The sequence below is a fragment of the Leptolyngbya sp. CCY15150 genome, assembly GCF_016888135.1.
In the GTDB taxonomy this organism is placed as follows: domain Bacteria; phylum Cyanobacteriota; class Cyanobacteriia; order RECH01; family RECH01; genus RECH01.
Map to the genome: position 1 here is coordinate 40,314 of NZ_JACSWB010000175.1, position 18,950 is coordinate 59,263.

At 54.2% G+C, this 18,950-nt stretch carries 18 protein-coding genes; 9 read left to right on the forward strand and 9 right to left on the reverse strand.

The features are described 5' to 3' along the window. The first annotated feature begins 5 nt into the window (after positions 1–5). From JUJ53_RS13510 to JUJ53_RS13520, 3 genes are all read left to right on the forward strand, one after another. Entirely contained in the window at positions 6–413 is a 408-nt protein-coding gene (locus JUJ53_RS13510) for a chaperonin family protein RbcX (protein WP_204152553.1), read from the forward strand. A 119-nt stretch (positions 414–532) separates the two neighbouring features. Further along, positions 533–877, forward strand: a complete 345-nt coding sequence (locus JUJ53_RS13515; RefSeq protein ID WP_204152554.1) for a ribulose bisphosphate carboxylase small subunit — start codon at positions 533–535, stop codon at positions 875–877. Positions 878–1,181: 304 nt separating this feature from the next. Further along, positions 1,182–2,939, forward strand: a complete 1,758-nt coding sequence (locus tag JUJ53_RS13520) for a DUF3685 domain-containing protein (RefSeq protein ID WP_204152555.1) — start codon at positions 1,182–1,184, stop codon at positions 2,937–2,939. A 116-nt stretch (positions 2,940–3,055) separates the two neighbouring features. Here JUJ53_RS13520 and JUJ53_RS13525 read toward each other — a convergent pair whose 3' ends face one another. Further along, positions 3,056–4,135 carry a cation diffusion facilitator family transporter gene (locus JUJ53_RS13525; protein ID WP_204152556.1) on the reverse strand — a complete coding sequence of 360 codons (1,080 nt, stop codon included), beginning with the start codon at positions 4,133–4,135 and terminating at the stop codon, positions 3,056–3,058. Between the two features lie 143 nt (positions 4,136–4,278). Here JUJ53_RS13525 and JUJ53_RS13530 point away from each other — a divergent pair, with 143 nt between their 5' ends. Further along, a complete protein-coding gene (locus JUJ53_RS13530) occupies positions 4,279–4,572 on the forward strand; it encodes a YkvA family protein (RefSeq protein WP_204152557.1) in 294 nt (97 codons plus the stop codon). Between the two features lie 66 nt (positions 4,573–4,638). Here the strand turns inward: JUJ53_RS13530 and JUJ53_RS13535 are convergent, their stop codons facing one another. The 4 genes from JUJ53_RS13535 to JUJ53_RS13550 all read right to left on the reverse strand — a co-directional run bounded on the left by JUJ53_RS13535 (position 4,639) and on the right by JUJ53_RS13550 (position 10,549). Continuing rightward, a complete protein-coding gene (locus tag JUJ53_RS13535; RefSeq protein WP_239125039.1) occupies positions 4,639–6,729 on the reverse strand; it encodes a response regulator in 2,091 nt (696 codons plus the stop codon). Then, positions 6,672–7,136 (reverse strand): response regulator, encoded by a 465-nt coding sequence (locus tag JUJ53_RS13540; RefSeq protein ID WP_204152558.1) that lies wholly within the window; start codon positions 7,134–7,136, stop codon positions 6,672–6,674. Before JUJ53_RS13540 ends, JUJ53_RS13535 begins: the two co-directional genes overlap by 58 nt. Further along, complete coding sequence (locus tag JUJ53_RS13545; RefSeq protein WP_204152559.1) at positions 7,090–9,399, reverse strand: ATP-binding protein; 2,310 nt, start codon at positions 9,397–9,399, stop codon at positions 7,090–7,092. The genes JUJ53_RS13540 and JUJ53_RS13545 overlap by 47 nt, the downstream gene beginning before the upstream one ends. A 712-nt stretch (positions 9,400–10,111) precedes the next feature. Further along, entirely contained in the window at positions 10,112–10,549 is a 438-nt protein-coding gene (locus tag JUJ53_RS13550; RefSeq protein ID WP_204152560.1) for a response regulator, read from the reverse strand. A gap of 190 nt (positions 10,550–10,739) precedes the next feature. Between JUJ53_RS13550 and JUJ53_RS13555 the strand changes: the two genes are divergently transcribed. After that, positions 10,740–11,432, forward strand: a complete 693-nt coding sequence (locus JUJ53_RS13555; protein ID WP_204152561.1) for an SDR family NAD(P)-dependent oxidoreductase — start codon at positions 10,740–10,742, stop codon at positions 11,430–11,432. Between the two features lie 280 nt (positions 11,433–11,712). After that, positions 11,713–12,135: a hemerythrin family protein gene (locus JUJ53_RS13560; RefSeq protein WP_204152562.1), complete on the forward strand. Its 423-nt coding sequence runs from the start codon at positions 11,713–11,715 to the stop codon at positions 12,133–12,135. A 124-nt stretch (positions 12,136–12,259) separates the two neighbouring features. On the opposite strand, the gene JUJ53_RS13565 is transcribed toward JUJ53_RS13560, so the two are convergent. Beyond that, positions 12,260–13,438 carry a site-2 protease family protein gene (locus tag JUJ53_RS13565; protein WP_204152563.1) on the reverse strand — a complete coding sequence of 393 codons (1,179 nt, stop codon included), beginning with the start codon at positions 13,436–13,438 and terminating at the stop codon, positions 12,260–12,262. A gap of 196 nt (positions 13,439–13,634) precedes the next feature. After that, positions 13,635–14,396, reverse strand: coding sequence for a hypothetical protein (locus JUJ53_RS13570; RefSeq protein ID WP_204152564.1), 762 nt, complete (start codon positions 14,394–14,396; stop codon positions 13,635–13,637). A gap of 419 nt (positions 14,397–14,815) precedes the next feature. Between JUJ53_RS13570 and JUJ53_RS13575 the strand changes: the two genes are divergently transcribed. Genes JUJ53_RS13575 through JUJ53_RS13585 form a run of 3 tightly spaced genes read left to right on the forward strand, consistent with a single transcriptional unit; the run spans position 14,816 to position 18,038 of the window. After that, positions 14,816–15,028, forward strand: coding sequence for a DUF4089 domain-containing protein (locus tag JUJ53_RS13575; protein WP_204152565.1), 213 nt, complete (start codon positions 14,816–14,818; stop codon positions 15,026–15,028). Further along, positions 15,024–16,412, forward strand: a complete 1,389-nt coding sequence (locus JUJ53_RS13580; protein WP_343327956.1) for an AtzE family amidohydrolase — start codon at positions 15,024–15,026, stop codon at positions 16,410–16,412. The genes JUJ53_RS13575 and JUJ53_RS13580 overlap by 5 nt, the downstream gene beginning before the upstream one ends. Positions 16,413–16,436: 24 nt before the next feature. Then, positions 16,437–18,038: an AAA family ATPase gene (locus JUJ53_RS13585; protein WP_204152567.1), complete on the forward strand. Its 1,602-nt coding sequence runs from the start codon at positions 16,437–16,439 to the stop codon at positions 18,036–18,038. A gap of 109 nt (positions 18,039–18,147) precedes the next feature. On the opposite strand, the gene JUJ53_RS13590 is transcribed toward JUJ53_RS13585, so the two are convergent. Further along, positions 18,148–18,471: a transcriptional regulator gene (locus JUJ53_RS13590; protein WP_204152568.1), complete on the reverse strand. Its 324-nt coding sequence runs from the start codon at positions 18,469–18,471 to the stop codon at positions 18,148–18,150. Further along, positions 18,468–18,848, reverse strand: coding sequence for a type II toxin-antitoxin system RelE/ParE family toxin (locus tag JUJ53_RS13595; protein ID WP_204152569.1), 381 nt, complete (start codon positions 18,846–18,848; stop codon positions 18,468–18,470). Before JUJ53_RS13595 ends, JUJ53_RS13590 begins: the two co-directional genes overlap by 4 nt. Positions 18,849–18,950: the final 102 nt, after the last annotated feature.

Sequence of the window (18,950 nt, forward strand, 5' to 3'; positions counted from 1 at the left end):
CAGTCATGGATCTCAAAAGAATAGCGAAAGACACGGTCAAGGTTTTGGTGAGCTACCTCACGTATCAGGCTGTGCGAGTGGTGGTGAGCCAGTTGGGCGAAACTAACCCTCCCCTCTCCCTGTGGCTGAATAACTTTTCCACAACGGGCAAAATCCAGGATGGAGAAGTCTATTTAAGCGACTTGATGCAAGCCAACCAAGACCTTGCATTCCGAGTGATGACGGTGCGCGCCCATCTTGCGGAAGAAGTAGCCGACTATTTACCAGAAATGGTGCGGACGGGCATCCAACAGGCCAATATGGAGCACCGCCGTCAGTATCTGGAACGGATGACGCAGCTTTCAGCGGCTGCCGTACCGGATTTAGAAGCTACTCCTGACGTGATGGAAGAGGGCGATCGCCCGTCTGACTAGTCCACGGTTGATCATCAAGGGGTTGAGACAGAGATCGCTCTCCAGTCCCTAAATGCTCTCAGCCATGGTGCCAGTCACGTTTTTTCACAACCCACAATTCAGAGATAAAGACCCGAGCTATGAAGACATTACCTAAAGAGCGCCGGTACGAGAATCTGTCCTACCTGCCCCCGCTGACGGATCAGCAAATTGCTCGTCAAGTTCAGTACATGCTGGATCAAGGCTTTATTCCTTGCATCGAGTTCAACGAAACCTCTGAACCCACCGAGAACTACTGGACGATGTGGAAGCTGCCCCTATTTGGTGTTGCTTCTGTGCAGGATGTGTTGGCAGAAGTGAACGAATGCCGCACCGAATACCGCGAATGCTATGTGCGTGTTGTGTCCTTTGACAACATCAAACAGTGCCAAACCCTAAGCTTTATCGTCCACAAGCCCGGTGCCAACAGCGGTTTCCGCTACTAAGGCTGAAGACGTAAGTTTGAGGTTTCAGGATTGAGACCTTAGGCTTGGTGCCGCAACGGCTGTTATTGATCCTAGATTTGGAACAATAACTGGAACACTAACATCCCGTTGCAGTTGAGGAGGTAGAATCATCTACCTCCTTTTTTCAATGATTGTTCAATGCGTTGTCACGGAAGAGCACCAAGGGATGCTATGCCCAAAGAATAGGGCAGAGTGCTAAGCTAAAGTGCATTTAGCCCGCTGGTTCCATACCTGATAACGCGCGGCCAAAACGTCATTCATTCGTCAGTGGAGCGATCGCCCTGTGTCTCCGTCAGAGTCTGCCGTCACTCGGGTCGTCAAGATTATGATCGTGGACTCCGACCCGGTGTTTCGGTTGGGGTTTCGGTTGGGGCTGGAGCGTTTTCCCGATCTACAGGTGGTAGCAGAAGCCGAGACGGGGGCAATCGCCCTCGATATCCTATCCATGCGATCGGATGCAGACCCTCTTGATCTGATTGTTCTAGAGGCTGCCCTAGGAGCGAGGGACTCCACAGCCATGCAAGGGCTAGATCTGTGCCGACAGTTGAAGCAGGATCAGCCCGATCGCCCGGTTTTGCTCTTAAGCGATCGCTCGGAAGCCATCTTCATTGCCGCGGCGCAGCAGGTGGATGCCGATGGTTATTGTCCTCGCCAAGCGACAGCAGAGGTGCTGGTGGGGGTGATGCGTCGTCTGCGGTCGGGTCAAGCGACCTGGTTAGTTGCCGATGAGGGGGCGATCGCTCCTGCCGCTGAAACACCTAGGGCGATCGGGCAACCCCTGGGCCCCTGGGGCAGGCTTTGGCGACAGACTGGACAATCGGGACTGCAGCAAATTGAGGATGCCCTAGCAGCGATCGCCGCCAGCCTAGAGAACCCCATGGACGAGGTGGAGCGGCTGATTATAGAAGGGCGACAGCGGGAACTGCAGGCAGCTCGCTGGCTGGTGCGGCGCTGGCTGGTGCCGGATCTGCCCAGGGTGGAACCCGAGCCGGAGCCGGAATCTTCGCCCCCACCCCCCGATGAGACCAGAGCGATCGTGCAACTGCCGGTGCCGGGGGCCCTAGAACCACAGTTGGCAGCGGTGCATGATGTGCAATCGATCTTATTTGACGCAGTGTTGGCCAAATTACAGCAGCCGTTGATCAACCAAACCCAAATGCCCCTAGAAATCGACGTGCTGCGGGATGAAAAGCGGCGGGAATTGTGCTATCTGATTTTGCGGCGACTGGAAGCAATCTTGGATGAACTTCGCTACTCCCAGGTGCAGCCGGATGAGCTGGAGACGAAGCGATCGCCCATTTTGCTCGATCTATGGCAGGCGGTGGTGATTGATTTTCTAGGACGCTACTACACCGTTTCGCTCAACGATCGCTCGGTGGAAGTAGTCGCCGTGATTTTAGACGATCAGGAACGCATTCAGCGAGAACTGCTCGATCCCATTCCCTTTGTAGTGGACTGGCTGGCCCATCTCCTGTTTCAAACCCCGCTGTGGGTGGAACGAACGGCCTATCCGGTGGGCAATCCGGCAGCGATCGCCCGTGCGGAGCTAATTCTCGACCATTTGGTCATCCAGCTAGCCAACGCCGTCGTGCAGCCGTTACTCGATCGCTTTGCCAACGTAGAGCCGATTAAACAGGCGCTCTACGATCGCCGCGTCATGTCCTTTCGAGAGATGGAGCGCTTCCGCAATGATCTATCCTGGCGCTATCGGCTAAGCCGCTACTTTGCCGAGCCGACGGATATGTTTGAAAGTCAGTATCGCCTGTTTGCCCTGCGGGGGCGGGCCATTCGCCAAGTGGCTGTCTATGCACCGCGCACCCAGGATCTAGAGCAACTGTCTGGCTTGCCCTACGTGGTCACCCTCGCGCTGGAAGCCCGTGATGCGGTGTCTCCTCGTCTGCGGGCAGCGATCGCCTTTGTGGGCAGCGGCGTCATCTATGTGTTGACCGACGTGGTGGGGCGCGGCATTGGGTTAATTGCCCGAGGCATTCTCAAGGGCGTGGGCGATGCTTGGCAGGATAGCCGCTTTAGTCGCAAGTAGGAAGCTAGCACTCTGAGGCGGACGTAACCCGCCTAGTTGCTAAAGCAGGAATCCTTGTGTGTCCTAGAAGTCTTTTTCGTTTTTCTGTCTTCGTTCTTCTATCTTTCGGTACTAGTCTACCGCAGCGCTTCATCCTGGGAAGGACTTAGGGATGGCAGGCTAGACATCAGAGCTGAGTAGGGATGGGTCATTTGTAAGTAGCACTGGCTGATGCCAAATTGCTCATGCAGAGAGGTTTGCAGTTCTGCCAGGAGGCGATCGCGGCCGTCTACGTGGGTAGGCGATACGGAAAGATGGGCAGCTAGCATCACCTGGCCGGGGGCGATCGCCCAGAGGTGTAGGCGCTGGACTTGGCTGACCGGCTCAAAACTTAGGAGATGGGTACGAATCGTGTCCACATCTAGATGGGGCGGAACGGCTTCGAGCAGCACCCGTAAACTTTGCCACATCAACGGTAGGGTAGCCAGACCAATTAGTCCGGCCACCAGCAAACTAATCAGGCCATCTGCCCAAGTCCAGCCCCAGAGGGCGATGGCGATCGCGGCAATCACAACCCCTACAGAACTGGCCGCATCCGCCACCATATGCAAAAATGCGCCACGGATGTTCAAGTCATCGTGGCTATGATGGTGCAGCAACGATGCATTCAGGGTATTGATGCCAAAGCCCACCAGCGCCGTGATCAGCATGGGTCGGCTCAAAATATCTGCATGGGGCGTTTGCAAATGAGCGATCGCTTCCCCACCAATCCACAGAGCGATCGCCAATAGTCCTAATCCATTCACCAAGGCCGCCAAAATTTCGATGCGGCGGTAGCCAAAGGTGGCGCGCTGGGTGGCAGGACGCTGGGCCAGCCAACTAGCCAAAAGCGCTAGCCCCAAGGCCAGGCAATCGGAAATCATATGCACCGACTCCGCCAGCAGGGCCAAGCTATGGCTGAACTGAGCGATCGCCCCTTCTGCTAAGGCAAAACCGCCCATGAGCACCAGCGCTAGCCAGAGCCGTTGGAGTTTAACCGCCGCCGCTTCTAGATCATGGGTCGGATCCGGGGGGCAACAGTCACAGGTAATCGGGTTGAGAGGGCCAGAGTGAGGGTGCAACATGCTTCGATCGGGTTCAGACAGGTCAAACAGGATACAGCAGAGGATCGCTATGCTCCATTCTAGTGTGACGGGAAACGGTTGGTTTTGAGCCATGGATCTGGGCCCCTACAGCAGCGATCGCTCCATTGCGGATGGCCGGTGGGGGGAACACCCTACCCCTGGAGGGCAATATCTACACTGGGCGATCGCCCAATTTCTTGGAACAATGGAAAGCATCACCCCCTTTGAGGCCACCCATGAAGAATCTTGCCCAATCCTTTTACGCCTGGTATCGTTCCACCCTGCGCAACGCCAAGTATCGCTGGATCATCGTGATTGCAACGATCGTCTATTTGATTAGCCCCATTGACCTCGCTCCAGATTTCATTCCCGTGATCGGTTGGTTGGATGATGGCATCATCGTGACCCTATTGGTGACAGAGCTATCGCAGATGGCCATGGAAGTTTTGAAAGCCCGCACCGCTTCGAAGGCTAAGAATCGCCAAGATACCGCCACTGCTGACCCGGTTGTTGTCGAAGTGATGGACTAAGGATGATGTCGAAGCGATCGCTTGTCTTACATCTAGGGGAGCGATCGCTTGTCTTGTATCAACAGCTTAATCCCCAGCTTGGTCACTGCCCCGTAGACTATGCAGGAGATCTCGTGTGGTAAACGGCTTGGCTAGGAAGCCTTGAAAGCCTAACCGTTCTGATTCCGCGATCGCCTCGGCAGAACTCAGACCACTCATGGCGATCGCCCGCACCTTTGGATCCAAGCGTCGCAGCAGAGAAATGGTGGTTAACCCATCCATGGTGGGCATCATCACGTCCATCAAGACGCAATAGATCTCTGGCCCATGTTCGGCAAAGAGGGCGATCGCCTGGCCGCCGTGGTTTGCGGTTAAGACAGTGTAGTTGTAAGTCTCTAGGGTCGTTTTGGTGATTTCACAGATGGCTTCTTCGTCATCGACCACCAAAATGCATTCTTGATGCCCAGCTAGGATATCTAGCTCTGTTGAGATAGACATGGGTTCTTGCTGGCAGGCAGGTAAGAAAACAGTAAAGGTGCTGCCCTGTCCCGGTTGGCTTTGGACATCTAGAAAACCGCCATGACTTTTGACGATACCTAGGACAGCGGATAAACCTAACCCGGTACCCCGTCCTGGATCTTTGGTCGTGAAAAAGGGATCAAAAATACGGTGGATAATATCCGGTGGGATGCCGGTGCCGGTATCTGAGACGGTAACCACAACATAGCTGCCGGCTGCTCCATCTAGATAAAGACGCGCCTGTTGATCATCAATGCATTGATTCTGGGCAACTACGTCCAGGGTGCCGCCTTGCAGCATGGCATCACGGGCATTGACGCATAGATTCATGAATACCTGATGCAGTTGGGTGGCATCGCCGGAAATATTCCACAGATCGGGATCAACATTGATGCAAACAGCGATCGATTTCGGTAAGGTTTGCTCAATAATTTGCTTAATCTCGGCGAGCAGGTAGTTGATTTTGAGCGTAATTCGCTTGCCCTCAATGCCTCGGGCAAAGGATAAAATCTGCTGCACGAGGGTGGCACCCCGATGGGCACTGGTTTCCAGTAAATTGAGTAGGCGATGAGAGCTTGGATCCAAATCTGGGATTTTTAAGGGCAGTAACTGCACCACGGCCAGCATGGGCGTCAAAATATTATTGAGATCATGGGCAATGCCGCTAGACAGGGTGCCTAGGCTCTCTAAGCGCTGGGCTCGCAGGAACTGCGCTTCTAGCTGTTTTTTCTCGGTGATGTCCATGTGAATACCAATCATCCGCAGGGGTTGATCGGTGCTATCGCTGAAGACACTTCCCTTGATGGCTGTCCATCGCACTTCATCGGTGGAGGTCAGGGTGCGAAATTCTGTATCGAGCTCGTTTTGATGGGTCGCTGATTGCCAGAATAGCTGATGGGTGCGAGAGCGATCGTCAGGATGTAGGCGCTGCAGCCACGTTTTGTAGGGAATAGCGTCGGCAGTCGGCATATCTGGGCAACGAGAATCTGGGTTGCAGCTCCAGAGAATGGTGTCTGTGTAGAGATTCCACTCAAAGGTACCAATTTTGCCGGCTTCCTGAGCTAGCTCTAGGCGTTCTTGAATGCGCTGTCGTTGATCGATTTCCTTGCGTAGGAGGGCGTTCGCCGTTTTTAATTCCGCCGTGCGCTCTTGTACACGATGTTCCAGCACCTCATTGGCTTCCCGTAGGGCTTCCGCCGCCTGCTTGCGTTCGATGGCATAACAGAGCGATCGCACCAGCAGGTCTTGATTGACATGGCGCTTCATCAGATAATCCTGGGCTCCGCGTCGCACCGCCTGCACGGCCAAGTCTTCATCATTGGTATTGGTGAGTACCACGATGGGCAGGCTGGGCTGTTCTCGAATCAGGGTATCGAGGGAATCGAGACCAGTGCTGTCAGGGAGGGTCAGATCGAGGAGGGCCACCTGGGCAGGCTGGTCTTGCAGGTAGGCGATCGCTTCGTTCAACCGTTTGACATGCACCAGGGCAAATCGTTGATGGCGCGTACCTTTGAGGACTTCTTGAAGCAACCGCGCTTCTGCCGCATTATCTTCAACCAAGAGAACATGGATGTGGGATAGGGAAGGCGGCGGCTCGTGAGCTATCCCATCTCGGTTAGGGGCACCTCGGATGGGGGTAAGATCGCTGTTTCTAACCAAAATTCTTCAATCCCGCGAATAATTTTGAACAACTGGGCCAAATTGCGTGACTTGGAAATATAGCAATTGACATGCAAATCGTAGCTATTAAAGATATCTTCCTCATTACGCGAGGTGGTGAGCACAATGATGGGAATGTGCTGAAGATTGGGATCGGCCTTAATTTCTGCTAGGACTTCCCGTCCATCTTTTTTCGGCAGATTCAGATCCAGCAAAATTAAGTCGGGACGGATGGCCGCTTGGTAGTCCCCATTCTGTCGTAGGTAGGTCATCGCTTCCATGCCATCCCGAGTTACCACCACGTCACAGGGCGACGTGGTGCTTTTGAGGGCCTCTTGGATCAGGCGGATATCGCCGCGATTATCTTCGACCAAAAGGATAGTTTTGAGTCGTTCGTCCGCTAGCATGGTTGCGATCGCGCCCTCCTACAGGAATCGTGAAATAAAACGTTGTCCCTTGATCTAGGGCTGACTCCACCCAGATCTTGCCTCGGTGGCACTCAACAATCTTTTTGCAGATCGCCAATCCCATGCCGGAGCCGGGATATTCATCACGGGTATGGAGGCGTTGGAAAATCACAAAGATGCGTTCGGCAAACTGTGGATCAATGCCAATGCCATGGTCTTGCACAGAGAACAGCCAATCATCTTCCCGCCGCTGCACGCCAATATGGATTTGAGGTGCCTCGCCAGGCTTACGGAACTTGATGGCATTGCCCATCAGATTTTGGAAAAGCTGCATCAGTTGGGTGCGGTCTACCACAATCGTCGGCATGGGGTCATGGGTAATCACCGCGCCAGTTTCAGCCACCCGCCCCCGTAGATTACTCAGCGCCTGACCTAACGGATCGGCTAGGTCGGTGAGTTCACATTCCACCCCCTTTAGATCAACCTTGGAATAGACCAACACATCATCAATCAGGGTTTGCATTAAGCTCACCCCTTCCACGGCAAAGCCAATAAACTCCTTGCCGTCTTCGTCTAACCGTTCGTCGTACCGCATTTCCAGAAGTTGCACAAAGTTTGCTACCTGATTCAGCGGTTCCTGTAAATCATGGGATGCCACATAGGCAAACTTCTTCAGCTCTGCGTTGGAACGCTCCAGATCTTGGGCCAGCAACGCCAGCTCTTCGGCCTGCCGCAGAATGATATTGACGATCGCTTTCCGTAATTCCAGCACCGCCTTGATTTCCACCGGCTTCCAAGGCAGCGACTTGAAGCGCACCGTCTCTTTCCATAGTTCAAAAGACTTGCGAGGGCAGAGCCGCACCTCTCCTCCTTCATCGGTCACCTCGTAGGCATGGTTGGGATCGCCCCCCCAGTTCACCGTCTGAATGACCTCAGGGCGGAACCACAGCACATAGCTGCGCTTGGAAAGGGGAATGGCGAGCAGGCCGCTGGCCACATTCTTAAAGCGCTCGGCATCGGAGTAGGCGAGGGGTAAGGCATTGGTCGCAAACACCTCCCCATCCACCGTCTTGTTCAGCCACTGCACCAAAAAGTTGAGTTCCTCGTCTGGCGGCGTTTGCCCTACGGTCGTCCAGGTGCCGTTGAAACAGATGGCTGCGCCTTTAGCGTCCACCAAATCCAGCAGGTTGGGATGGTGGCACGTTAGCCCGTCCACAAAATAGTCGGATTCCGACATGAAATCAATCAACGCCGTCTGCACCTGAGCCAGCTTGGCGCGGTAGCTATAGTCGGCTTCTTCTTCGCGGGTGGAAATTTCAGCAAAGATGACCCGGCCCAAAAATTCGCAGGCCTTGCGCAATTCATAGGGCACCAGCTTGGGCGTGCGGTGGTGGCAGGCAATCAAACCCCACAGCTTGTTATCCTTCATCAAAGAAATCGTCAGGGATGCGCCCACACCCATGTTGTGCAGATAGTCTAAATGGCAGGGATAGGCACTGCGCAGGATGGAAAGGGTGAGATCGGTGAGCTGTTCGGTGGCGGGATTAACCGGTGGATAAAGGTCAACGGCTTCCGCCGTAGCATCTGGAATGACGCGAATCCAGTTGGACAGAAACATTTTGCGCGCCGTGCTAGGAATGTCAGATTCTGGATAATGCAATCCTAGATAGGACTCCATATCCTTGATCTTATCTTCCGCCACCACTTCCCCATGGCCGTCTTCGTCAAACTTGTAGAGCATCACCCGCTCAAACCCCGTGACGCTGCGCACCTGCCGCACAATGATATGGCAGAAGTCCGCTAGGCTGGCAGTTGATTCCAGTTGTTGAATAGATGCCTTGGCCAGGTGATAGAAGCTGAGGAAGGGAATGTTGTCTTGGGTGACCGCAGGCTCTAGCTCTAGAACCAGGGTGTGATCCGCCGTGCGATGGAAGACGGCATCAAACACGCTGTAGTCATCCCCGTTGCGCCGCGCCCATACCTTGGTTGGATTGATCAGCTCTAAGTTGTTGTAGGATAGCCCAGCCCGAAAGCGATCGACTTGATAGGGATCGAGGATTTCGTCGAGGGTTTGCCCGAGCAGATCCTCCGCCTTGACGCCAAGCAGCTTAGAGGCATTCCGACTCACCTGTAAAATGCGCAGATCCGGCTCATCTAGCACCAGCACCACCCCATGGGGCTGAATTTTGACAAGGTGATGAATCTCAGGCTGTTTGAGATGGGTGAGATTAAGGCGTTGAGCATCAAGATCGACCGCAACCATAGCATCCTCCCAAGGATAGTCTTGTGACAATTTCAACGAGTTTAGTGTTCTAAGTCAATTTCGGCGTTGTTGAATACAAGTATGAATTGCTCAATCCGCCCTCTCCCTAGGGAGACAGGAGTTCTAGCTCCCTTCTCCCTAGGGAGAAGGGCTGGGGATGAGGGCAAATCATCTATCAATTCAGCAATGCCTCAATTTCTAGGTAGCCGCTCTGTACCCTAGCCCAGTCCATTGTCCTAACTCAGGTGATGCCGTGTAGGGAAATCATGGTTTTGAGGCTGATGAGGATGAAGCAGAGGGGGTTTGGCGATCGCCATGGCTATCAAGTCTAGGGTATCCAAGAGCATGAGACTCCTGGAAGGTCGGCGATGGGGGCAAGCAGCGCGTGACCAACCTACAGGGCTTTTATGGCAATAGCCTCTATGTTGTCCAACGTTTGGATCAGCCTTGCGTCTATACTCCTCACCCAAGTCATCCTCTGACAGCATGATCATAGATAAGATTTATAGCCGTTGTAGACCCGTTTAGTTGAACCTATTTGGCAGCATATCGTACAAATCCACAGGTTTTCCTAAGGCAATTCTTAAATAAACCAGAATTTATCTAGATTCCGCAAAGATTTGTGTATATTCGCCTGGGGCTCATCAAGAAACAATACTTACCTTGGATAATGATCACGTTTTTTAACATAGTGACGTAATGGGTGATGTGGTCACTCCACCGGCAGCGTCACAATTCCTAACCAAAATTCCTCAATGCGCTTCACAATGCTGGCGAGATTGTGCAGGTCGTCGGATTTGAGCACATAGCAATTGCTGTGGAGGGTATAACTTTTGAGAATGTGCTCGGATTGATCCGAGAGGGTGAACACCACGATGGGGATGCGGCGCAGTTGATGATCGGCTTTGATCTCCGCCAAGAGATCGAGACCATCGGCGTCTGAGAGATTGAGGTCAAGAAGAATGATATCGGGACGGGGAGAGGCGTCGTAGATCCCTCGGTGATATAGAAAATCTAAGGCCTCCAGTCCACTAGCGATCGCCACGATCTGATAGCATCCTGAGGTTTCATGTAAGGTTGTTTCGATAATGCGATTATGGTCTGGGTTGGCATCGATGACCAAAATCAATCGTGCAGGCGCGGCATCCATCATGGCGTTTTAGCGTTGAGGCTAGGGAGATCCGTAAGCTATTCATAGCGGACGATGAACGCGATCGCTCAAAATGCCAGGTTTTTTTATGGTTTGGATATGCCCTAGACTGGATGGGGTATTCGATGACGCAAGAGAGCGATCGCTATACTGAAACCAGTTGTGACGTAGAGGTTGAGCCAATTTCACCATGATGAACAGGATAGTGGTTGCTGGTGCCAGTCGCGGTATTGGTGCAGCCGTTGCCCAGCATTTAGAGCCCACGATCGATAACCTCATCTCTGTGTCCCGCACGCCGTCGTTTTATGGCATGTGGATTGAAGCAGATCTATCCACTGTAGCTGGGGTAAAACGGGTGGCGGAGGTAGTGGGCGATCGCCCTCTCGATGCCTTGCTGTATATGGGCGGCACCTGGGAAACCCATGCCTTCACGCCCCAGTATCGTTTTTTGGACTGTTCCGACGACGATCTGGTGCGTGTGCTGAACGTGAATTTGTTGGCTCCCATCCGTCTCATTCAAGCCCTGCTTCCGTCCCTGCAATGTAGCCAGAATCCGAAAATTATCCTGATGGGATCGCTCTCCGGGCGCGATAACTTTTCGGGACGGGAAGTGGCGAACTCGGCCTCGAAGTTTGGCCTGCGGGGCGTGGTTCATGCTCTGCGAGAAGAACTGCGGCCATCGCGGATTGGGGTGACGGTGATCAATCCTGGCAACGTGGGTACACCGGAGGTGATGGCAGATTTAGCGGCTAACGCGCTAGTGGGCGGCGAGGCGGTGCCACTTAGCGATCTGCTTACCGTGATCGACTGCGTGCTGTCCCTATCCCGCGCGACCTGCATTAAGGAAATTGACCTGCCAGCCATGGGTGGCGAGGGTGCCTAAATGCTGGCGCTGACCTTGGCTTCGCTCGGCTCAGCGATCGCTGCCTTGATCCCCCAACCTCTGAATTGGATGGTTCACCCTAGACGAGTGAGTTCCACCGTATCCAGTCCGTGAGGGGTTGTTCACATTACGTTTTCTGTCAATGGGAGCGATCGCTACAGGTTGGCAATCTGGATGGGCATTCTAAGCGTAAGAGATATATGGATGTTGCCTAGAAATAGGTTAGCCGTTGTGTCTTATCCGCTGTAACCTGCCGTTATCTAAGCCTGTTAGGGGATCTATGCAGAAATTTGAATGGACAGATAGCCTGAGCGTTGGTGTGCCTATGATCGATATTCATCATAAGGAGTTGATCACAGCGTTTAATGATCTATCGGATGCGATCGAGCAAGGAACCGGAGCCAGCTATATTAAGAAGCTGCTGACGTTTCTCAAATATTTTACCGAATGGCATTTCGAGCAAGAAGAAAGCTGCGCTGCCAAACATCGCTGTGCCATCGGCGAAACCAATCAACAAGCTCACCACAGATTTTTGCAGATCTTTAGCGACCTACGGATTGAGTATCGGGACAGCGGTGCCAGTGAAGCGATCGCCCGCAAAGCTCATGCTCAGCTAGCCGACTGGTTGGTGAGCCACATTATGACCATTGATACCCAAATTGGCATCTGTGTGCGCCATTCTTTAAAAAACCAATCCTCCTAGGGGCGATGGGTTTCACCTAGGAGGATGGAGATCTGTGGGCGCTAGATTCGTGGGAGATTCGTCGCCGGCAGGAGCATTCCTGTGAGCATGTCCTGCCCGTTCCTGTTGACGAACCCTTGAGACGTTAGACCGAGTCGCTAGGGGCGTCGCTGCTGGGTGCGTTGAGGGCGATCGCTTCTTCGCTAGTATTCTCCTCTTCCTGACGCTGCAGCATCTGGAAAATTGAATCGCGCTCTAGCAGACCGAGCACCTGATTGTTCTCATTGACGACCACCACGACGCCAGCATTATCGTCTTGGAAGAGACCGAGGGCTTCCAGCAGCGGCATCTTGGCAGGAATGGTTGTCAGGGTTTCAATGGGATGGGTGAGTTGATCGACCGTCACCGACCACCAGTCGTTGGTGGGAATGGTTTTCAGGGCATCCACGTCGATTTCGCCAACGAGCTGACCGTCGTCATTGGTGACCAAGAACTTGCGCCAGTCGCGCTGGCTGCCAATGATGTAGTTGTTGGCCAATTCTCGCAGCGATTGACTGCCTTTGGTGACGGGGCTGTCGGCATAGATGGCGTCTAGGGCCGTGTAGCCGCTCATCTTTTCTTGGATGGCTGCCGACTGAGCCGAGCGACCCGCATTTTGCAGGAGGAACCAGCCGATCAGCAATGTCCAGACACTGCCGAAGCTGGTGAGATTAAAGATGGAGGCAATCCCCAAGAGAATGCCGACCCAGCCGAAGAATTGACCGACGATGCTGGCAAAGGCGATCCCTTTGTAGGGTTTGCCGGTGATTTTCCAAACCAAGGCTTTGAGGACGTTGCCACCGTCGAGGGGTAGACCGGGGATCAGGTTAAACACGCCGAGGGCGAGGTTAATGTAGGCCAATAAGCCCACGATCGCTTGGAAGGGGCCCGGCAGGGGAACGACAGCGCCGACCAAGGAAAAAATGCCAAACAGGAGAAAGCTGACTAATGGGCCAGCGATCGCCACCTTGAAGGCATCGCCTGGGGTTTTGGATTCTTCGCCGAGGCTAGCCAGTCCACCAAAAATGAACAGGGTGATGGAGTTCACCTCAATGCCTTGGCTAATCGCCACCACGCTATGCCCTAGCTCGTGGGCTAATACCGACGCGAACAACATCAGCGCTGCTGCTAACCCCAGTACCCAAGCCAGTGCCCCTAGTTCTGGAAAGACCACTGCGAGCTGTCCGCTGTAGGTGAGGGTGACAAGCCCTAACACAATGAACCAGGAGGGATTGACGTAAAAGGGAATCCCGAACAAGTTGCCAATGCGTATATTGTTGTTCATGTAGGTTATCCCGTGAGTTCAGTAATGGATGCAGGGGCGCGATCGCGCGGTTACCAGAATTAGACCATGGCAAATCGGTACTGGCTCTGCACCTATCTCCAATCTTAATGAAGTCCGTCCGATTATCCTACGTTCTCTAGACGGGTAAATGCCGTCCGATCTGGTTCGGTTCGAGGGTTGCACTCCGTCTTTAGACCTAGACGGACGGGCGATTCACCTCCAGTTCGGTTGGGGTGGCATAGTCGCCGGTATAGAGGGTGGTAAACCGCTGGGAGATGGAATGGTTCCACAGATCAATGAAATCTGCCAGGGAAAAGGGAAGAGATCCCTCACGGGCGGGGGGCTCTAGGGCATCGAGGTCGTAGAAATGGATGCGATCGATGGGCGTGAGGGGATGGGCATCGGGAATATTGGCGCGATATTGCCCCTGGTCGTCCAGCTCCGAGAAGCAATAAAGCTGATAGTAATTTTCACCCACGATGGTGCGGTACTGCACGAGGGCGTAGACATCCACGGGGCAGACGGGAAACTGGAGGGCGATCGCCAGCCGTTTTTGGTAGGGCAGCATGGGGCTACGAACGCTGCTGCGAATGCCGTAGTAGCCGACTTTGTCGGGCTGCAGAGGATATTTGCGATGGCGGGGCTGGATGTAGTTGCGCATTAGGGTGGCCACGTCCAAGGTTTCGGCGGTGTAGGTGCCGATGGTGCTCACCAGGATATCGGTGCTGGGCTGGGAGCCAATGTTATATATCTCTAGGGTGAGGGTGCCGGAGGGGCGATCGCTACTCAGGTCGCAGTAGAGGTGGGGGAAGGTGGTCAGCCGCAGTTGCTGATCTAAGCTGCTGCGGTAGAGGTGGCTTTCGCGACGCACGGTTTGCAGCAGTTGAAACACAAACCAGGTGTAGAAGGCAACCAGACCCAAGAGGATGAGGCTGGCGATGAGAAGAAGAGAGTCCATGCTGAATGCTCGGCGGTTGTAGGATCAAGCCAGGTAATGGTCAGGGGATGTTCGAAGGACTGGAGACGACAACGCCTAGAGTGTAGTCGATGGGCAGGAGGATCAGGGTTGGTCAACATCTGCTCACCTACATCCCATTTTCGTCCCTCCAATGGTATTAAAGGAAAGGGAATCACACCAATATTCACCATTTCTCCCGCTTCCCGCCGTTGTTCCTACGGAGTGCATCCCAGTTTTGCAAGTTGACCCACCCTTCGGGAAGCGCAAGCTCTACATCCCCCAACCCCTTCTCCCAGAGCGGGGGATTCAAAGTCCCTCTCCCGTTCTGGGAGAGGGATTTAGGGTGAGGGCAGGGATGCCAGTGAATCAGCCATTGTTTCTACGTTCCCAAGCTTTTGCTCTTAGCAGTTCTGTTGTGTATGTCCACGCCTTCTCCCGAGCCAGGTTTTAGCGCCTACGTTGATCAAACCGCTGCTTTGATGGGGCTATCGCTTCCCCCAGAGTCTCGGGCAGCGGTGATTCGCAATGTGACGATGATCTACGGTGTAGCCCAGCCGGTGATTGCCTTTGAGCTATCTCCTGCAGACGATCTTTCTCCTGTCTTTTCGCCAGATTTTCCAAGCCATGATTGACCTCGCCACCGCCGATGCGATCGCCACTGCCGCCGCCGTGCGGGCCCAAACAGTCAGTGCGGTGCAGGTGGTTACCGCCAGCCTCGATCGCATCCAGGCCCAGGATGCCCAACTGAATTGCTTCACGACGGTCTTGGCCGACGATGCCATGGCCCAAGCTCAGGCTGTAGATGAGGCGATCGCTGCTGGACAAGACCCAGGCCCCTTGGCAGGCGTGCCCTTTGCGGTGAAAAACCTGTTTGATATCGCCGGTCTCACCACCCTCGCCGGTTCCATGATTGAGCGAGATACGCCCCCCGCCACCCAGGATGCCACAGCGATCGCCCGCCTCAAGCAAGCGGGGGGCATCCTCATGGGGGCGCTGAACATGGACGAATATGCCTACGGGTTTGTCACGGAAAATACCCACTACGGCAACACCCATAATCCCCATGATGTAGACCGAGTGGCAGGCGGCTCCTCTGGCGGCTCGGCGGCATCCGTGGCGGCGGGCTTGGTACCCCTCACCCTGGGGTCGGATACCAACGGCTCGATTCGTGTGCCGGCATCCCTCTGCGGCATTTTTGGCCTCAAGCCCACCTACGGCCGCCTATCGCGGGCGGGTACTTTTCCTTTTGTGGCTAGCTTGGATCACATCGGCCCCTTCGCCCGCTCTGTGCGCGACATCGCCGCTAGTTTTGATGCCCTACAGGGGCCAGATGCGCGGGATCCAGTATGCAGCGATCGCCCCCCTACGGCCACCGTTGACCAGTTGTATGCCGATCCCGATGCCCTACGGATAGCGATCGCCGATGACTACTTTGCCCAAGGCGGCCTGCCCGAGGTATTTGCCGCCCTCGACCAAGTGACCAGCGCCCTCGGCGTGACCCAGCAAGTCACCCTGCCGGAATCGAGCCGGGCCCGGGCCGCCGCCTATGTGATCACGGCCAGCGAGGGCGGCAACCTGCACATGGCTAACCTCCGACGACGGGCCCAAGACTTCGACCCCGCCACCCGCGATCGCCTGATTGCCGGGGCGATGATGCCCAGCGATTGGTATGTGCAGGCGCAGCGTTTCCGCCGGTGGTATCAGGCGCAGGTGGCCCAGGTGTTCCAATCCGTAGACGTGATCATGACCCCTGCTACTCCCTGCCCTGCGCCGGAAATTGGCCAAACCCGCATGGTGATCGACGGCGTGGAGCTGGTGCCCCGCGCCCATCTAGGTTGCTTCACCCAGCCGATTTCCTTCATTGGTTTACCGGCGCTGTCCGTGCCAGTGGCCCGCCCCGGCGCACTGCCCATCGGCGTCCAGCTCATTGCCGCACCCTACCAAGAAGCGAAGCTCTTCCAAGTGGCGGCGGCCCTAGAACGGCAGGGTGTAGTGGCTAGCCCTGTGGCATCCTAGAAGAACGCGATCGCTTCTGGAGCCATGACCCCATCTCCCCCCCTGCCCCACCAGCCCCTTGTCCATGAACTTGACCTGATGATTCGGGCCCGCTTTCCGATTCTCTACATCGTGTCGGTGGAGGAGGAGCCGGTGGAACAGGTGTTGCAGCGGGTGGCAGCGCTCACCGATCCGCCCCGGCATCTGCTGCTGTGGGACGTGGTGCGGGGCTGGAGTGATGACGGCACGGCCAAGGGATCGGTGATGGCGGCCCTAGCGCGCATTGCCCAGGTACCGCCCCAAGAGCCAGTGCTATTTGTGTTGCGAGATCTGCACCCCACCCTACAGCAGCCCAACAGTGAAAAACAGGCTCCGGTGATCCGCGAACTGAAAAACCTGACCCGCGACCTGAAGCGCAGCCGCAAGACGCTGATCTTACTCAGCCATACCCTAGAAATTCCCCCTGGGTTAGCGGAAGATATTACGGTCATTGATTTTCCCTTACCCGATGCAGCGGAGATTAACTATCTGATTTCATCACTGGTGGTGACCGATACGCTGAAGGTGACTGGACTAGCTCGGGAACAGCTCGTCAAAGCCTGCCAGGGTCTGAGTCGAGAACGTATTCGTCGAGTCTTAGCCAAGGCGATCGCTGCCAAACAGCAGGTGAATGAATCCGACATTTTGCATGTTTTGGAGGAGAAAAAACAGGCGATTCGCCAGACGGGAATTTTAGAATTCTTTACCCCCCAAAATTCTCTGAAAAGCGTTGGAGGATTGGAAAACCTGAAACTCTGGGTGCGGATGCGGCAGGATGCCTTCACGGAAGAAGCACGACGCTATGGCATCCCCAATCCTAAGGGTGTCCTACTGGTGGGCATTCAGGGCACCGGGAAATCGCTCTCCGCCAAGACCATTGCCAGTGAATGGCGACTGCCGCTGCTAAGACTCGATAGCGGCCGCCTCTTTGGCGGCATCGTGGGCGAGAGCGAAAGCCGGGTGCGGCAGATGATTCAGTTGGTGGAAGCGATCGCTCCCTGTGTGCTATGGATTGATGAAATCGACAAAGCCTTCGGCAATATTACCAGCGGTGCTGATGGCGATTCGGGCACTAGTCGGCGAGTCTTCGGTAGCTTAATTACCTGGATGCAGGAAAAAACCAGCCCAGTCTTCATCGTGGCGACGGCCAATAATGTGCAAATTCTGCCCGCCGAACTGTTACGCAAGGGACGCTTTGACGAAATCTTCTTCCTCAACTTACCCACCGAAGCCGAGCGCCAGGATATCTTCAAAGTGCATCTGCAAAAACTGCGTCCCACCCGCCTTCGGGAGTTTGACCTAGCCCTTCTGTCTCGTCAAGCCAAGAATTTCAGCGGCGCAGAAATTGAACAGGTGATCATCGACGGCGTCCATCGAGGCTACAGTCAAGTGGTCAACGGTCAGCGTCGAGACTTCACCACCGAAGATATTATGCTGGCGATCGAGGAAACCGTACCCCTAGCCGCGATCGCCCGTGACCAAATCGAACACCTAAAGCGCTGGGCAGCGGAAGCCGGAGCCAGAACGGCCTCGAAGGATGGCCAGCTCATGGCAGAACTGCGCCGCTATGCCACTCAACGCGGCATTGATTCCTCGGAGCGGGAGTGAGGGATAGGGAAGCGATCGCCCCCTCGGATAGATGCTCGAACGCTTACTCTAGGCGTTTTCTGACTAGTTGTGTGTCAGTTCTCTGTAGCACTCGATCAGAGACGTGGCTTTAGATACAAGGAACCGTCTGGACTCTAATGTCTACATGCAGTTCCTGACGAAGAACATTGAAAATAGTTGTGAGATTATCCATCGTGGGATTACCCTTTGCAGATAACATCCGGTGAAGACTTTTGCTGGGCTTAGATGTTGCAGTTGCCAGATGTTCAAAACCTACTGTTGCATTGACGAGATCTCTTAAAATGAGTCTTGCTGTTTCTGGTTCACCGTTGAGGAAGAGATAGACCGCTTCATCCAGGAGTGCGATCGCAAATTCAGAGTCATATTGAAGTCGTGCATGGACGGTTTCTCTGGAGTCTCTTGTGAGTGTCATGGCTGTGCTCTCTTTTTTCTTTGCTTCTTGCTCGATTCGCCCTGGCTTGCTGATTTTCTCGCTTCTTTCTTTCGTTGTTTATAGTCTTGGTATAGCTTTTTGGCTTGATCAATATCTGACTGTTGTCCTTTTTTTGTGCCTCCTCCAAACAGGACAATGAGTTGTTTCCCATCCTGAACTAAGTAGATTCTGTATCCTGGGGCCCAATCAATCCGATATTCACCAATGCCATCAAACCATTTGATACTAGATGTATTACCTTGTTCTAGGCGTTTCTGAGCAGTTGTCACTTTCGCTGCTGCTAAACCATCTAAACGATTAAACCATTCTTGATATGGACTTGAACCATCTTCTCTCAAGTACTCACGAACATCCATAGTCAAAATTTTACTTTTTTTTGATGAACCAGATTTCAAATAGACTTAAGTAATAACAATAATATGTATATGCAACCAATAGTAACACTTGTGTTACTATTG

What these genes read in the sequence shown, in the direction of transcription:
- JUJ53_RS13510 (WP_204152553.1), top strand. Translation starts at nt 6, where the DNA reads ATGGATCTCAAAAGAATAGCGAAAGACACGGTCAAGGTTTTGGTGAGC.
- JUJ53_RS13515 (WP_204152554.1), top strand. Translation starts at nt 533, where the DNA reads ATGAAGACATTACCTAAAGAGCGCCGGTACGAGAATCTGTCCTACCTG.
- JUJ53_RS13525 (WP_204152556.1), bottom strand. Translation starts at nt 4,135, where the DNA reads ATGGCTCAAAACCAACCGTTTCCCGTCACACTAGAATGGAGCATAGCG.
- JUJ53_RS13530 (WP_204152557.1), top strand. Translation starts at nt 4,279, where the DNA reads ATGAAGAATCTTGCCCAATCCTTTTACGCCTGGTATCGTTCCACCCTG.
- JUJ53_RS13540 (WP_204152558.1), bottom strand. Translation starts at nt 7,136, where the DNA reads ATGCTAGCGGACGAACGACTCAAAACTATCCTTTTGGTCGAAGATAAT.
- JUJ53_RS13545 (WP_204152559.1), bottom strand. Translation starts at nt 9,399, where the DNA reads ATGGTTGCGGTCGATCTTGATGCTCAACGCCTTAATCTCACCCATCTC.
- JUJ53_RS13550 (WP_204152560.1), bottom strand. Translation starts at nt 10,549, where the DNA reads ATGGATGCCGCGCCTGCACGATTGATTTTGGTCATCGATGCCAACCCA.
- JUJ53_RS13555 (WP_204152561.1), top strand. Translation starts at nt 10,740, where the DNA reads ATGATGAACAGGATAGTGGTTGCTGGTGCCAGTCGCGGTATTGGTGCA.
- JUJ53_RS13560 (WP_204152562.1), top strand. Translation starts at nt 11,713, where the DNA reads ATGCAGAAATTTGAATGGACAGATAGCCTGAGCGTTGGTGTGCCTATG.
- JUJ53_RS13565 (WP_204152563.1), bottom strand. Translation starts at nt 13,438, where the DNA reads ATGAACAACAATATACGCATTGGCAACTTGTTCGGGATTCCCTTTTAC.
- JUJ53_RS13570 (WP_204152564.1), bottom strand. Translation starts at nt 14,396, where the DNA reads ATGGACTCTCTTCTTCTCATCGCCAGCCTCATCCTCTTGGGTCTGGTT.
- JUJ53_RS13575 (WP_204152565.1), top strand. Translation starts at nt 14,816, where the DNA reads ATGTCCACGCCTTCTCCCGAGCCAGGTTTTAGCGCCTACGTTGATCAA.
- JUJ53_RS13585 (WP_204152567.1), top strand. Translation starts at nt 16,437, where the DNA reads ATGACCCCATCTCCCCCCCTGCCCCACCAGCCCCTTGTCCATGAACTT.
- JUJ53_RS13590 (WP_204152568.1), bottom strand. Translation starts at nt 18,471, where the DNA reads ATGACACTCACAAGAGACTCCAGAGAAACCGTCCATGCACGACTTCAA.
- JUJ53_RS13595 (WP_204152569.1), bottom strand. Translation starts at nt 18,848, where the DNA reads ATGGATGTTCGTGAGTACTTGAGAGAAGATGGTTCAAGTCCATATCAA.